A 14,257-nucleotide genomic window follows, 5' to 3' on the forward strand; every position below is an offset into this window, starting at 1 on the left:
CATGCGTTCCCCCCTGATCCTTGCCGCCTTCGCCGCCCGGTCGCTGGGGGCCTGCTCTGCTGAACACGCCGGCGAAATCAAGGCGGGCGGCAAGGCCGTCGCCAGTGACGTCAAGGATGCTGCCAAGACGATTGCGAGCGATCCCGACGTCAAGGAAGCCGGAACCGCCATCAAGGACAGCACCCGGGAAGCCGGGGCCGACCTGAAGGATGCGGCCGGCGACGCGACCGAAGCCATGAAGAGCGCCGGCACGAAGGTCGGCCAAACAGCGAAGACCGCCGGGGCTGATCTCAAGGCCGGTGCGAAGAAGGCCGGCGAGGACACCAAGGCCGAGATCCATGAAGCGACGCGCTAGGGCATCATCGGCCCGCAGGAATCAGGCCGCCTTCACAGCCGCCGCGATCGACCGGACCACCTTCTTGACCAGGGCCGGGTCATCGCCCTCGGCCATGATCCGGATCAGGGGCTCGGTGCCGGAGGGGCGCACCACGATCCGGCCCGAGCCGTTCAGCTGGCTTTCGCCGTCGGCGATGGCCTGCTTGACGCTCGCGGCCTCCAGCGGCTTGCCCCCGGCGAAGCGGACATTCTCGAGCAGCTGCGGCACCGGCTCGAACTGACGGGCCAGGGCGCTCATCGGCAGGTCGGTTTCGATCATCACCGCCAGCACCTGCAGCGCCGCGATCATGCCGTCGCCGGTCGTCGAGAAGTCCGACAGGATCAGGTGACCCGACTGCTCGCCGCCCAGGTTGAAACCGCCTTCACGCATCCGGGCCATGACATAGCGATCGCCGACGCTGGTGCGTTCCAGGGTCAGCCCCTTGTCGGCGAGGAAGCGTTCGAGACCCAGATTGGACATCACGGTGGCCACGACACCGCCGGCCTTCAGCTTGCCGGCCTTGGCGTAGGCGTCGGCGATGATGGCCATGATCTGGTCGCCGTCGACCACCAGGCCCTTTTCGTCGCAGATCACCAGCCGGTCGGCATCGCCGTCCAGGGCAATGCCGATGTCGGCCCGGTACTCGCGCACCAGCTTGGCCATGGCCTCCGGGTGGGTCGAGCCGCACTCGGCGTTGATATTGCTGCCGTCGGGGTCGACCCCGACGGTAATCACCTCAGCGCCCAGCTCGTAAAGTGCCGTCGGCGCGACCTTGTAGGACGCGCCATTGGCGCAATCGATGACGACCCGCAGGCCCGACAGGCTGAGATGGCGCGGGAAGGTAGCCTTGACGATCTCGACATAGCGGGCCTGGGCATCGTCGATCCGCTTGACGCGTCCAAGGCCGCGCGGCGGGGCCAGACCCTCCTGCAACCCCTCATCCATCAGGGCCTCGATCTTCAGTTCCTGGGCATCTGACAGCTTGTAGCCGTCCGGTCCGAACAGCTTGATGCCATTGTCGGCGAAGTCGTTGTGCGAGGCCGAGATCATGACGCCCAGATCGGCCCGCATCGAGCGGGTCATCATGGCCACGGCCGGGGTCGGCAGGGGGCCGAACAGCCGCACGTCCATGCCGACACTGGCAAAGCCCGCCACCAGGGCCGGCTCGATCATGTAGCCCGACAGCCGGGTATCCTTGCCGATCACGACCAGATGCCGACGATCATCCTGTGAGCGGAACAGCTTGCCGGCCGCCAGACCGACCCGCAGGGCGACCTCCGCAGTCATCGGGTGCTGGTTGGCCTGGCCGCGGATGCCGTCAGTCCCAAAATAGGTGCGCTTGCTCATGGTCTTGGTGTCGTCTCTTTTAGGCCATCACCGGACCGCGAAACGATCCGAAATGCAGATTTATGAGAGGCCGCTTCGCACGAATGCTAAAGCCCAGCCTCAAGATTTTCCGTGTCGACAGCAATAGTCTCCGGCGACACGTTCTACAAAGGATCATGGCTCATGTGCGGCATCATCGGCATCGTCGGAACCCGGCCCGTCGCCGACCGTCTGGTCGAGAGCCTCAAGCGACTTGAATACCGGGGCTATGACTCGGCCGGCGTGGCCGCCGTCGTCGACGGCAAGGTCGAGCGCCGGCGGGCCCAGGGCAAGATCCGCAACCTCGAAGCGGTGCTGGCCGAACAGCCGCTGGTCGCCCAGAACGGCATCGGCCACGTCCGCTGGGCCACCCACGGCGCGCCCAATGTCCGGAACGCCCACCCGCAGACCGCCGGCCGGGTGACCCTGGTCCATAACGGTATCATCGAAAACTTCGCCGAACTGAAGGCCGAGCTGATCGCCGCCGGCCGCACGTTCGAAAGCGACACCGACACCGAGGTCATCGCCCAGCTGATCGATGCCGAACTGGCCAGCGGGCTCGCGCCGCTCGACGCGTTCAAGACGACCCTGGACCGGCTGACGGGGGCCTATGCCCTGGCGGTGCTGGTCGAGGGGGCTGAAAACCTGATCCTCGGGGCCCGGCGCGGCAGCCCGCTGGTGGTCGGCGAGGGTCAGGGCGAGATGTTCCTCGGCTCGGATGCCCTGGCCGTGGGCCCCTTCACCAACCGCGTCATCTATCTGGACGAAGGCGACTATGTCGCGCTCGACCACAGCAGCGCCCGCATCTTCGACGCCGCGGGCAATCCGGTGACCCGCCCGGTCAAGGTGGTCTCGCCGTCGGCGGTGATGATGGAGAAGGGCAACTATCGCCACTTCATGGAAAAGGAGATCCACGACCAGCCGGACGGCTGCCAGCGGACCCTCTCGGCCTATGTCGACGCCCTCACGGCCCGGACCGCCATCCCCGGCGATCTCGACCTGGCCGCCCTCGAACGCATCCAGATCGTCGCCTGCGGTACCTCCTATATCGCCGGAGTGATCGGCAAGTATCTGATCGAACAGCTGGCCGACCTGCCGGTCGATGTCGAGATCGCCTCGGAATTCCGCTATCGCCAGCCGGCCCTGCGGCCCGGCTCGCTGGTCATCGCCATGTCGCAGTCCGGCGAGACGGCCGACACCCTGGCGGCCCTGCGCTACTGCAAGGCTCGGGGCATGAAGAGCGCCGTCGTCGTCAATGCCGTGGAATCGACCATGGCGCGCGAGGTGGACGTGGTCTGGCCGATCCACTGCGGGGTCGAGATCGGCGTCGCCTCGACCAAGGCCTTCACCGCCCAGGTCAGTGTGATGATTGCCCTGGCGGTCGGCGCGGCCAAGGCCCGCGGGCGGATCGATGCGGCCGAGGAGCAGCGCCTGGTCAGGGTGATGCTGGAGGCCCCCCGCCTGATCGCCGAGGCGATTGGCCTGGAAGACGCCATCAAGGAGATCGCCGTCGAGATCGCCAAGGCGCGCGACGTGCTCTATCTGGGCCGTGGCCCGATGTCGGCCCTGGCCCTGGAAGGGGCCCTGAAGCTGAAAGAGATCAGCTATATCCACGCCGAGGGCTATGCGGCCGGCGAGCTGAAGCACGGTCCGATCGCCCTGGTCGACGACCAGACCCCGATCATCATCCTCGCCCCCTATGACAGCTGGTTCGAGAAGTCGGCCTCCAATATGAGCGAGGTCATGGCCCGCGGCGGCCAGGTGGTGTTCATCACCGATCCGGAAGGGGCCAAGCACGCGCCGGCCGGGGCCAAGGTGGTCGTCACGGCGCCGGCCTGTGACCCGCTGGTCTCGACCCTGGTGATGTCGGCCCCGATCCAGCTGCTGGCCTATCACGTGGCCGTGCTGAAGGGGGCGGATGTCGACCAGCCGCGCAATCTGGCCAAGTCCGTCACGGTGGAATAGCCTCCGGCCGCCGGTTTCGGAGGCGACAGCATGACCATCAGCATGACCCCGATCGGCCGGGTCGACGGCGGCCGTGAGCAGCCCGAGGATGACAACTGGGGCCAGAGCCGGGCCCGGATCCTGCTGGACCCCGCGCAGTTCGACGCCGAGGCCCTGATGGGCCTGGACAGCTTCAGCCATGTTGAAGTGGTCTATGTGTTTGACAGGGTGACCGACGACCAGATCGTCAGCGGTGCCCGGCATCCGCGCGGCAACAAGGCCTGGCCCAGGATCGGCATCTTCGCGCAGCGCGGCAAGAACCGGCCCAACCGGATCGGCATCACCGTCTGCCGCATCGTCGCGGTGGAAGGCCTCAGCCTTGAGGTTGAGGGTCTCGACGCCATCCACGGCACGCCGGTGCTGGACCTCAAGCCGGTGATGGCCGGCTTTGCGCCGCGCGGCCCGCACCGCGAGCCGGACTGGGCCCGCGAGATCATGGCCGCCTACTGGTAGGGCCGCCTCAGGCCCCCAGCATGCCCCAGCAGATCCCGACCTGGCCGCCCCAGTAGAGGAACCAGATGGCCCAGGCCGTCAGGCGCGGCGAGCCGAGCAGCTTGGTCCCCTTGAACAGGTCAAACGACAGGATGGCGTCCGAAGCCATGAAGGCCAGGGCCCCGACCGTGGCCGGCCAGAAGCGCGGCGGCAGCAGCAGGCCTGCGGTGACCATGCAGACTATGGCGACCACATAGGCCACGACCGGCAGTTTCAGCGCACCCAGCGAGGCCCACAGGGCCCGCAGCATGAAGCCGGCGGCGGCCAGCACCGCGAGGGCGCAAACCCAGAACACCGGACCCGGCGAGGCCCCGTGCGATCCCAGCAGGGGGGCATAGGCCACGTGGCCGAGCAGGAAGGCCGCCAGTCCGAACGGCAGCCAGCGCTTGGGATCCCCGGCCAGAAAGGCGTCGCCGACCGTGCACAGGGTCAGGGCCAGGGCCAGAAGAACGCTGCCGCCTTCGAGATAGGCAATCACCGCCAGCGGCCCGACCGCCAGACACTTGATGATCGTGCGCAGGGCCGATGACGGCCGGTCGCTGAACACCAGGCCATAGGCCAGGGCCGCGGCCGCCGAGGCCCCCCAGAGCCAGGTCTCAGTCATCCTGGGCCAGCCTTTTCAGGAAGGCCTGGGCGGCTTCCTTGTGGCGCGATTTCAGGTTCTTGCCGACAATGGCGATGACGGCCGCGATCACGGCCGCATCGTCGGTCATGCCGAGGGCCGGCAGCACGTCGGGGATCACATCGGTGGGCAGGATGAAATAGGCCAGGGCCGCCATCATCATGCCCTTGGCGGCGGCGGGGGTGTCCTTGTCGCGGGCACACCACCAGACCGACAGCACGTCCGCGGCGAAGGGAATGCTCGCCGCGACCTTGCGGATCTTGGGCAGAAAGCCGCGTGCAACCTTTTCCTCATTGACCCGCACGGTGGCCGGGACGAGAGCCTTTGCGGGATCAAGGATCTGGTTGACGTCGGGGGACGGTTTGGCGTCGGCGCTCATCGGTTTAAACCCTTCTTCAACGCGAACTTAAACGCAAACCGCGAGGGAACGTCCATGAAACTCGACAACACAGTCTCGGCCGTCGTCACCGGGGGCGCTTCGGGCCTCGGCGAAGCCACCGCCCGCGCCCTGGCCGCCCACGGCGTCAAGGTCGCCATCTTCGACATGAACGAGGCCACCGGCGAAGCCGTCGCCAAGGATATCGGTGGCGTGTTCTGCAAGGTCAATGTCACCAGCGACGCCGATGTCGACGCCGGCTTCGAAAAGGCCCGTGCCGCCCACGGCCAGGAGCGCATCCTGGTCAACTGCGCCGGCACCGGCAATGCGGCCAAGACCGCCAGCCGCGACAAGACCACCGGCGAGACCAAGCACTTCCCGCTCGACGCCTTCGACCGCATCATCCAGATCAACCTGGTCGGCACGTTCCGCTGCATCGCCAAGTCGGCCAAGGGCATGCTGGACCTGGCCCCGCTGGAAGACGGCCTGCGCGGCGCGATCGTCAACACCGCCAGCGTCGCCGCTGAAGACGGCCAGATGGGCCAGGCGGCCTATTCGGCCTCGAAGGGCGGCGTGGTCGGCATGACCCTGCCGATCGCCCGCGACCTGATGAGCGACGGCATCCGCGTCAACTGCATCCTGCCGGGCATCTTCAACACCCCGCTGATGAACAATGCGCCGGAAGCCGTGAAGGCCGGTCTGGCCGCTTCGGTGCCGTTCCCCAAGCGCCTGGGCAATCCCGAAGAATATGCCCACCTGGCCCTGACCATGATCACCAATGACTATTTCAACGGTGAAGACGTGCGTCTGGACGGCGGCATCCGTATGGCCCCGCGCTGATACGACAGTGGGGGCGATCACTCGCCCCCACCGGATCGCTCCGCGATCGTCCGCCCCCATAGGGGGCGGATGGATCATCTTCCCCATCCGGGGGAGGAGCGCGTAGCGCGGAGGGGGCAAGTCACCGCCCCCGAGCGATTTCTAGCTCTTCGGCGTCGGCAGGACGATGCTGCTGGCCAGGTTGGTCATGATCTCGCGGGCATCATAGGCCCGGGGATCGCCTTCGGGCTTCTTGCCCTTGTGCAGGACGATTTCGGCGCCGGCTTCAAACTTCTCGATGGTCCGGACCTCGGCGCGGTCGGCGAAGAAGGGGTCACCCCAGTAAGGGTCCCAGCTGCGCCAGCCCAGGCGCGGGCCGAAATAGCGCCAGGACGGGCGCCAGAAGCCATAGTCGTAGCCATAGCCGAAGCCCGGACGGGCCAGGGGATCAGTATCGACGACCGTGCGGCTGGTCCGGTCGGTCCGGCGGTCGGCCGTCTCGAACCAGTCATAGCCCTGCTGAACGGTCAGTTCCGCCGCCCGATAGAGCAGGTAGCGCTCGACCGTCTCGCGCGAGGTCAGGCTGTTGCCGGCGAAGGCGACCCGGTAACGGTCGCCCTCAAGCTTCTGCTCGGAGAAGCCGCCGGTGACCGCCCCGGACGTCACCCTGGGCTGATAAGGCGTGGCGGTCGCACAGGCCGAAAGGCCCGCCGTCAAAACAAGGGCCCCGACGAGGGCGAGTTTCCTGAAAGACATCTTGGCGCTCCTTGGCGCGGCGTCGTGAGCGTACGAACCCTGACTTTGGCGAGGCTTTATGGTTTCGCCAAGGCGTTTGCGTAACGCGGCTGCAACTCAGCCCCGGGAAACGATCAGCACCGCCGCACTGATCAACAGAACGCCGACCGCCAGCGCAAAGATCCTTCGAAAGCCCGGCTCATTCATGCGGGCTGACAGGGCCGCGCCGCCCAGGCCGTAGGCGCTCATGCTGATCAGGTCCATGCCGATGGTGGCGCAGGCGAACATCGCCAGCTGCGGCGGCAGCGGCCGGTTGACGTCAATGAACGGCGGCAGCACGGCGGTGAAGAACAGCAGGGCCTTGGGATTGGCGATCTGCACGGTAAAGCCGTCGACCAGGGCCGAGCGCCCGGCCTTCACCGTCGCCGTGGCCTGACTTTCGGCATTGCGGATCCCGGCGAGGATCGACTTGAGGCCCAGCCAGACCAGATAGGCCGCGCCGGCCAGGGCCAGGACATGAAAGGCGGCCGGAAAGGCGATGATCAGGGCCCCGAGGCCGAGGGCCGAACCGGCGAACCAGATCAGGGTGGCGCAGTTCATGCCCACCACGCCCAGCAGGGCCGCGCCCTTGCCCTTTTCCATGCCGGTGGCGATGGCGAACAGGTTGGCGGGTCCCGGTGTGATGGCCATGACGAACATGGTGGCCAGGAAGGCTCCGTAGCGGGCGGGATCGACGGGCAGGGTCATGGTGCCGCTTTAAACAGAACCCCTGCCCGCCGAGAAGTCCGGATCAGGCGCCGACCGTCACCAGCATCCAGATCGCCCGTCCGAGGGCGCCGAACAGCAGGATCGCCGTCGCGGCCATCTGGATCATGAAGCCCAGCTCGCGCTTGTCGGCGGCCTGGGCATAGCCGAGAGCATAGAGCACCCGCCCGACGATCCAGACCACGCCGAGCCCGGCCGCGATCATGTCGCCCCAGTAGAGGGCAAAGAGCCACAGCGAGGGCAGGAAGATCGGCAGCCATTCCAGCGTATTGGCCTGGACCCGGATGTGGCGCTCCAGCTCGGGATCGCCGGTCATGGCCGGGGCCGGGATGCCGGCCTTCCTGCGGGCTCCGCCGACGCGGGCCCCCATCCAGATATAGGCGAGCAGGGCCATGAGGGTGACGATCGTCACCCAGGAATGAGGTTGCATGCGTGTTTTCTCCCCGTTTCGCGAACCGCTTTTTGCGCCAGCGCAAGGCCGGTTCGTCCTGAAGGCCCTAAACCACCATCAATCGCGGCGCGAGGCCAGAGCCCAGTCCCGCCGGATCGGGGAACCCGATCGGGCGTCCGCTCGCTCTGACCGCAACGCGACCCCATCGCGCGGAGGCCTGGAGCCATGCGAGTTCAGTCCACAGCGATCACCCTGATCGACTACCAGCCGGAACACGGCAAACTCTTCGTCACGTTCCATGACGGGGATGAGTACGTCTATGTCGGCGTGCCCGAACGGGTGAGCCGAGCCTTTGCCCGCTCGGCCTCAAAAGGGCGCTTCTTCCAGCGGATCATCTGCGACCGCTATCCTTACAATCGCGTCTGACACGGGGTCTCGACTTCACGCGGGCGGCCCGCTGAAGGGTGGGGAGGCGGCGGAGCGTCCGGGCCAGACCCGGATGATATTGTTTTGGAGTACCGTTTCGGCCTGGGCCGGAGCGCTCCGCGTGACCGATTTTCCGGTGAGCCCTCGGGGCGCGGGGTTTTAACCCGCTCCCGACAGAGGCCCCCGACGGGCGGAGGGGGATGCGTCCCCTCCGGACCGCGCGGGCGATTTCAGCCCGCGCCTGCAGCGCCTGCCGGGACCCTCGCGGGTTTCTCGCCTTCGTCCCGGTTTTTCAGGGAGCCCGGTGGAGATCCGTTGCGAGCGGCGGTCATCCAAGACCCACCGACGAGCGCTTCCCGCTCGACCACCCCCGCCGCGCGTTCGGTCGCCAGCTTCGCGCCCTCCCCTGCGACGGGGCGAGGAGAAGTATGGGGCCGGTCCGGCAGGGGCGGACATGTTTCTGATCGCGACGCTGCTGACGAGGGTCAGGGCGTTGATTTTGCTGGGATCGGGGTATGGATTTGCCCGTGGGGGAACGGGGATAGACGGCGCTAGGGGCCTCCCTTCCCCATTTGATGGGGGAAGGGTCGGGGATGGGGGTGACAGAGGGTCCGGATGGGGCACGGCCGGCCTCTCCTCCCGAGGACTCCAACCGACAGGACGGCTGGCGCCATTCGAACGATCCCGTCTGCCAAGCCTCGAGTGGCCGAAAAGCGCACGCCATTGACGTCTGTGCAGGGTGGGGGGCAGCCGGTCAGACCGGCCCGCGCTTTGCCCGTCCCAATACCCTTGTCATCCCGGCCGCAGCGTAGCGGAGAGCCGGGACCCAGGGGCCGCCGCACTGCACTTGCCCCTGGGTCCCGGCGCTCCCGCCCTCACGGGCGTCCGGCCGGGATGACAAGATTTTTGGCTGTGAGATGGAAGCCCCCACAGCCGACCTTTCGAGCGGCGGCAATGGGTGGAAAGCGGACCTAGCCCGCATCTCCGCTCTCCCCGGCGCAAGCCGGGGTCCAGATCGAGCCCCGAACGCTGAAAGCGCTCGGCCAGGCGCATAGGCGCATCATCCCCGGAGGCTCAGGCTGAATCTGGGCCCCGGCTTTCGCCGGGGAGAGCGGATGAGAAGAGCCCAGTGCAGACCCAGGCCGCGTCTGAAGGGGATGGGTAGGCGACGATACAAGCCCCGTCATCCCGCGCTTTAGGCGCGGGACCCATTCGTCTGCCGCAGGTGCGGTGCGGCGTGGATCTCTCAGGTGGAAGCCGAACCATGGGTCCCGCGCCTAAAGCGCGGGATGACGGATTGTTTGCTTTTGAAAGTGAACTTCCAAGCGTCCGGCTCGAGTCGAGACCAGAAACCAGCCCGCCGCCCGAAATCGGACCTTCGCAGCGCCCCGCCGCCTGATCATCCGAGGGCCGCTGGCTGAAACCAGGCCGGCACCCGAGCCGCACCGCAGACGCCTCATGGTCAAAAGGCTGCAAAATCAGGGCCTCTCGGCCGGCGGTGTAACCTCTCACCCTCCCATCCCGGCCTTGCCGGGACGGGCCCCTCCCTCTCTCAAAGAGAGAGGGAATCATCACACCCCCAAACGAAAAAGGCGCCGCGAGTTGCCCCGCGACGCCTTTCGAGCCTGGGCTCTGAACCGCCTAGCCGCGCTTGTCGCGCTTGGCCAGGACGCGCAGGCGCAGGGCGTTGAGCTTGATGAAGCCGCCGGCGTCGCGGTGGTCATAGGCGACCTTGCCTTCCTCGAAGGTGACGAGGTCCTGGTCATACAGGCTGTAGGGGCTGGTGCGGCCGATGACCGTGACATTGCCCTTGTAGAGCTTGACCCGCACCTGGCCCGAGACCTTGGTCTGGCTGTAGTCGATGGCCGCCTGCAGCATCTCGCGCTCGGGGCTGAACCAGAAGCCGTTGTAAACGAGCGAGGCATATTTCGGCATCAGTTCGTCCTTCAGGTGCATGGCACCCCGGTCCAGCGTGATGCTCTCGATGCCACGGTGGGCGGCCAGTAGGATGGTGCCGCCGGGGGTCTCGTAGACGCCGCGCGACTTCATGCCGACGAAGCGGTTTTCGACGAGATCCAGACGGCCGATGCCGTTGTCGCGACCCAGCTCGTTCAGCTTGGTCAGCAGGGCGGCAGGCGACAGGGCCACGCCGTCGATGGCAACGGGGTCGCCCTTCTCGAAGTCGATGGTGATGACGGTCGGGGCGTCGGGCGCGGCCTCCGGCGAAATCGTGCGCATGTGGACGAATTCGGGGGCCTCGACGGCCGGGTCTTCCAGCACCTTACCTTCAGACGAGCTGTGCAGCAGGTTGGCGTCGACGCTGAACGGCGCTTCGCCGCGCTTGTCCTTGGTGATCTGGATCTGGTGCTGCTCGGCGAACTCCAGCAGGGCTTCGCGGGACTTGAAGTCCCATTCGCGCCAGGGGGCGATCACGGTGATGTCGGGCTCGAGGCCGTAATAGCCGAGCTCGAAACGGACCTGGTCATTGCCCTTGCCGGTCGCGCCATGGCTGACGGCGTCGGCGCCCATCTTGCGGGCGATCTCGATCTGCTTCTTGGCGATCAGCGGACGGGCGATCGAGGTGCCCAGCAGGTACTGGCCCTCATAGACCGTATTGGCCCGGAACATCGGGAAGACGTAGTCGCGGACGAACTCTTCGCGCACGTCCTCGATGAAGATGTTTTCCGGCTTCACGCCCGCTGCCAGGGCCTTGGCCCGGGCCGGCTCGATTTCCTCACCCTGGCCGAGGTCGGCGGTGAAGGTGATGACCTCCGCGCCATACTCGGTCTGCAGCCACTTGAGGATGATCGAGGTGTCGAGACCGCCCGAGTAGGCGAGCACGACCTTCTTCACGGACTTGTTGGCCATGAGCAGGGTCCTTCATCGAGGAAACACAGAGTTTGGCGCGTTCAAGGGCGCCGGGGCCCCGGGGTCAAGTCTTAATGACCTAGAGCCGCCCTTCGTCATGCAAGGTTCGCAGGGCAAACCGCAGGTGGAAGGTCTGGGCCAGCGCCATCAGCGCCGCAAGGGTGGCCCGGACGCAGAGCAGCATGATCGCATCCAGACCCCGGGTCGTGAAGGTCAGGCCGCTGAGCGTGAACGCAAAGATCATCAGGGTCGCCAGGACCGGAATGATCAGCAGCCCCAACAGCTTGGGGGCCCGCCAGCTCGGCGTGCCGTCCCGACTCCACAGCATCGGTACCGCCAGACCGCGCGGAACCCGCTTCCAGGCGGTCAGGGCGGTCGAGGAAATGATCGCCAGGGCCGCGATCGACAGGCCGTCGCCGACGATGCGGAGCGCGCTTTCCATGGCTAGACGGTCACCTGGGCGCCCAGTTCGACAACCCGGCCCGGCGGAATCTTGAAGAAGTCCGTCGGATTGGCGGCATTGCGCATCAGGTAGATGAAGACCCGGTCCTGCCAGAGCGGCATGCCGCTATTGGCCGAAGGCACGATCGAGCGGCGTCCGAGGAAGAAGCTGGTGGCCATGATGTCGAACTTCAGACCCTGCTTGCGACAGACCGCCAGCGCCTTGGGAAGGTTGGGACTTTCCATGAAGCCGTAGGTGATGACCACCTTTTTGAAGTCGTCATTGACCTTCTCGATGGCCACGCGGTCGTCATCATTGACGCGCGGCGTCTCGGCGGTCCGCACGGTGAGGATGACGTTGCGCTCATGCAGAACCTTGTTGTGCTTGAGGTTGTGCATCAGGGCCACGGGCGTCATGTCGAGGTCCGAGGTCAGGAAGATCGCCGTGCCGGGGGCGCGGTGCGGGGCCCGGGCCCGCAGGATCTCCATCAGGTCGACCAGCGGCACGCTGTCGCGACGGGTCTTGTCGGTGAGGATCTGAGAGCCGCGCACCCAGGTGGCCATGACGGTAAACAGGGCCGCGCCGATCAGCACCGGCAGCCAGCCGCCGGTGAAGAACCGCAGGGCATTGGCGCTGAGGAAGACGATATCCAGCGCCAGGAACGGAATGAGGAAGCACAGCGCCACCGGCAGGCTCCAGTTCCACAGCTTGCGCATGACGATATAGGCCATGCAGGTGGTCACGACCATGGTGCCGGTGACGGCCAGCCCATAGGCATGGGCCAGGGCCGACGACGTCTGGAAGGTGAACATGATCGCCAGCACGCCCAACAGCAGCATGGTGTTGAGCTGCGGCACGAAGATCTGGCCCGACTGGGTCTCGGAGGTCCGGCGCACGTCCATGCGCGGCAGCAGGCCCAGCTGGATGGCCTGCTGGGTCAGGGAGAAGGCTCCGGTGATCACGGCCTGGCTGGCGATGACGGTGGCCGCGCCGGCCAGCAGCACCAGCGGCAGGCGCAGGTTGGCCGGGGCCATCTCGAAGAACCAGTTGAGCTCGGGGAAGGGCACACCGGCCTTTTCCGCGGCGTCAAAGGTCGCCAGGGCGAAGGCACCCTGGCCCAGATAGTTCATGGCCAGACACGGCAGGACGAAGAACATCCAGGCGGCCTGGATCGGCCGCTTGCCGAAATGGCCCATATCGGCCGACAGGGCCTCGGCCCCGGTGACGGTCAGGAACACCGCGCCCAGTACCACGAAGCCGGTCAGGCCGTGGCCGGCCAGGAACTGCGCCGCATAGAAGGGGCTGACGGCCATCAGGATGTCGGGGTGCTTGACCAGATGGAACGCCCCCAGGGCGAACATGACGCCAAACCAGAGGGCGCAGATCGGGCCGAACAGCCGGGCGACCAGGGCCGTCCCGCGGCTCTGGATGAAGAACAGGGCCAGCAGCATGATCGTGGCGATCAGCAGCACCACCTGGGTCGTTACGTGGGATTCCAGCGCGGGAATGGTCCGCAGACCCTCAACCGCCGACAGCACCGAGATCGCCGGGGTGATGACGGCGTCGCCATAGAACAGCGCCGCACCGGCCACACCGAGCGCGAAGACCAGCATGGTCCGGCGACCCAGGGCATGCTGGGCCAGGGCCATCAGGGACAGCACGCCGCCCTCACCCTTGTTGTCGGCCCGCATGATGAAAAACACGTACTTGATCGTCACGATGAGGATCAGCGCCCACAGGGCCAGCGACACCACGCCGAAGATTTCCGGCCGGGTCACCCCGTCATGCGAAGCGGCCGCCAGGGCTTCCTTGAAGGCATAGAGCGGACTGGTGCCGATATCGCCGAACACGACCCCGACCGAGCCTAGGGCGAGCGCAAAGAAGCCGTGCCCCTTCAAATCGGGTCCGTGCTGTTTCGGAATGTCGGAAGTGCCAGGTGCGCAATCCTCGGCGGGGGCGCTGGAGGCTTCAGAAGCCATAAAATGTCTCCGGGCGTCCCCACTCGCAAAATGCGACTGACGGGCCCATATCGATCAAGCGCGGCGCGATACACCCAATTCGAGCCGGGTTCAATCGTCCCTCTACGTTCGTCTGTGGGACAATCACGTCCAACGGAAACATCCAGCAGGCGAAAGTCCGGCAGGCCGCAGGGAAACCCGGGTCTGGGCAGACATCACCCCGCGCAGCGACGACCCGCAGGGCGGGGCCGTCATTTCATCGAACAGCGAGTTTTTGATTGAACGCCCGGCGTTCGTCCTTAGGTTCCCAGAGACATGTCCGACAGCCAGAAATTCCCCGTTGCGGCCCACGCCCTCGCCTATCTGGCGCACAAGCAGGCGTTCTCGGCAGAGAAGGCCGTGGCGAGCGCCGAACTGGCCGCGTCGGTGCCGACCAATCCCGTCGTGGTCCGGCGGGTCACGGCCATGCTCGGCAAGGCCGGTCTGATCGGGGCCCGGGCCGGGGCCAGCGGCGGGGCCTGGCTGCTGAAGCCCGCCGAGCAGATTACGCTCGACACCGTTCTGCGCGCCGTTCACGGCTGTGCCCACCTCGGTGTCGCCCCTCCGGGGGTCAAGGGC

15 protein-coding genes and 1 pseudogene are annotated in these 14,257 nt (G+C 66.6%); 7 read left to right on the forward strand and 9 right to left on the reverse strand.

Translation table 11 applies throughout. The features are described from left to right. Position 1 precedes the first annotated feature (1 nt). On the forward strand, positions 2–355 hold the full coding sequence (locus DBR10_RS05095) for a cell surface protein (RefSeq protein ID WP_108505818.1): 354 nt from the start codon (positions 2–4) through the stop codon (positions 353–355). Positions 356–376: 21 nt separating this feature from the next. Here the strand turns inward: DBR10_RS05095 and glmM are convergent, their stop codons facing one another. Beyond that, positions 377–1,723, reverse strand: coding sequence for a phosphoglucosamine mutase (gene glmM / locus DBR10_RS05100; RefSeq protein WP_108556188.1), 1,347 nt, complete (start codon positions 1,721–1,723; stop codon positions 377–379). Positions 1,724–1,885: 162 nt separating this feature from the next. Between glmM and glmS the strand changes: the two genes are divergently transcribed. Together glmS and DBR10_RS05110 are read left to right on the forward strand one after the other, a co-directional pair. Next, positions 1,886–3,706 carry a glutamine--fructose-6-phosphate transaminase (isomerizing) gene (gene glmS, locus DBR10_RS05105; RefSeq protein WP_108505816.1) on the forward strand — a complete coding sequence of 607 codons (1,821 nt, stop codon included), beginning with the start codon at positions 1,886–1,888 and terminating at the stop codon, positions 3,704–3,706. A 30-nt stretch (positions 3,707–3,736) separates the two neighbouring features. After that, positions 3,737–4,198, forward strand: a complete 462-nt coding sequence (locus DBR10_RS05110; protein ID WP_108505815.1) for an SAM-dependent methyltransferase — start codon at positions 3,737–3,739, stop codon at positions 4,196–4,198. A gap of 7 nt (positions 4,199–4,205) precedes the next feature. Here DBR10_RS05110 and DBR10_RS05115 read toward each other — a convergent pair whose 3' ends face one another. Together DBR10_RS05115 and DBR10_RS05120 are read right to left on the reverse strand one after the other, a co-directional pair. Next, a complete protein-coding gene (locus DBR10_RS05115; protein WP_108505814.1) occupies positions 4,206–4,841 on the reverse strand; it encodes a lysoplasmalogenase in 636 nt (211 codons plus the stop codon). Further along, a complete protein-coding gene (locus DBR10_RS05120; protein WP_108485987.1) occupies positions 4,834–5,238 on the reverse strand; it encodes a YkvA family protein in 405 nt (134 codons plus the stop codon). The genes DBR10_RS05115 and DBR10_RS05120 overlap by 8 nt, the downstream gene beginning before the upstream one ends. A 54-nt stretch (positions 5,239–5,292) precedes the next feature. Here DBR10_RS05120 and DBR10_RS05125 point away from each other — a divergent pair, with 54 nt between their 5' ends. Continuing rightward, a complete protein-coding gene (locus DBR10_RS05125) occupies positions 5,293–6,075 on the forward strand; it encodes an SDR family NAD(P)-dependent oxidoreductase (RefSeq protein ID WP_108505813.1) in 783 nt (260 codons plus the stop codon). 141 nt (positions 6,076–6,216) lie between these two features. On the opposite strand, the gene DBR10_RS05130 is transcribed toward DBR10_RS05125, so the two are convergent. The 3 genes from DBR10_RS05130 to DBR10_RS05140 all read right to left on the reverse strand — a co-directional run bounded on the left by DBR10_RS05130 (position 6,217) and on the right by DBR10_RS05140 (position 7,984). Beyond that, entirely contained in the window at positions 6,217–6,810 is a 594-nt protein-coding gene (locus DBR10_RS05130; protein WP_108505812.1) for a CC0125/CC1285 family lipoprotein, read from the reverse strand. 96 nt (positions 6,811–6,906) lie between these two features. Next, entirely contained in the window at positions 6,907–7,536 is a 630-nt protein-coding gene (locus DBR10_RS05135) for a LysE family translocator (protein ID WP_108487890.1), read from the reverse strand. Positions 7,537–7,579: 43 nt separating this feature from the next. Then, entirely contained in the window at positions 7,580–7,984 is a 405-nt protein-coding gene (locus DBR10_RS05140; RefSeq protein ID WP_108487889.1) for an MAPEG family protein, read from the reverse strand. Between the two features lie 186 nt (positions 7,985–8,170). On the opposite strand from DBR10_RS05140, the gene DBR10_RS05145 reads away from it, so the two are divergent. Continuing rightward, entirely contained in the window at positions 8,171–8,371 is a 201-nt protein-coding gene (locus tag DBR10_RS05145; RefSeq protein ID WP_108505811.1) for a KTSC domain-containing protein, read from the forward strand. Positions 8,372–9,161: 790 nt separating this feature from the next. Further along, a pseudogene (locus DBR10_RS19715) lies at positions 9,162–9,269 on the forward strand (hypothetical protein); the annotation flags it as partial. 743 nt (positions 9,270–10,012) lie between these two features. Here the strand turns inward: DBR10_RS19715 and DBR10_RS05160 are convergent. The 3 genes from DBR10_RS05160 to DBR10_RS05170 all read right to left on the reverse strand — a co-directional run bounded on the left by DBR10_RS05160 (position 10,013) and on the right by DBR10_RS05170 (position 13,660). Beyond that, the gene (locus DBR10_RS05160) at positions 10,013–11,239 is read right to left on the reverse strand and encodes an argininosuccinate synthase (protein ID WP_108503762.1); all 1,227 of its coding nucleotides are present in this window, start codon (positions 11,237–11,239) and stop codon (positions 10,013–10,015) included. A gap of 79 nt (positions 11,240–11,318) precedes the next feature. Then, on the reverse strand, positions 11,319–11,681 hold the full coding sequence (locus DBR10_RS05165; protein WP_108503761.1) for a hypothetical protein: 363 nt from the start codon (positions 11,679–11,681) through the stop codon (positions 11,319–11,321). A 2-nt stretch (positions 11,682–11,683) separates the two neighbouring features. Beyond that, complete coding sequence (locus DBR10_RS05170) at positions 11,684–13,660, reverse strand: potassium transporter Kup (RefSeq protein WP_108503760.1); 1,977 nt, start codon at positions 13,658–13,660, stop codon at positions 11,684–11,686. A 294-nt stretch (positions 13,661–13,954) separates the two neighbouring features. Between DBR10_RS05170 and DBR10_RS05175 the strand changes: the two genes are divergently transcribed. Then, positions 13,955–14,257 (forward strand): Rrf2 family transcriptional regulator (locus DBR10_RS05175; protein ID WP_233243277.1); only part of this gene is annotated, 303 nt, incomplete at its 3' end.

The organism is Caulobacter sp. HMWF025, assembly GCF_003060965.1.
Classification (GTDB): Bacteria; Pseudomonadota; Alphaproteobacteria; order Caulobacterales; family Caulobacteraceae; genus Caulobacter.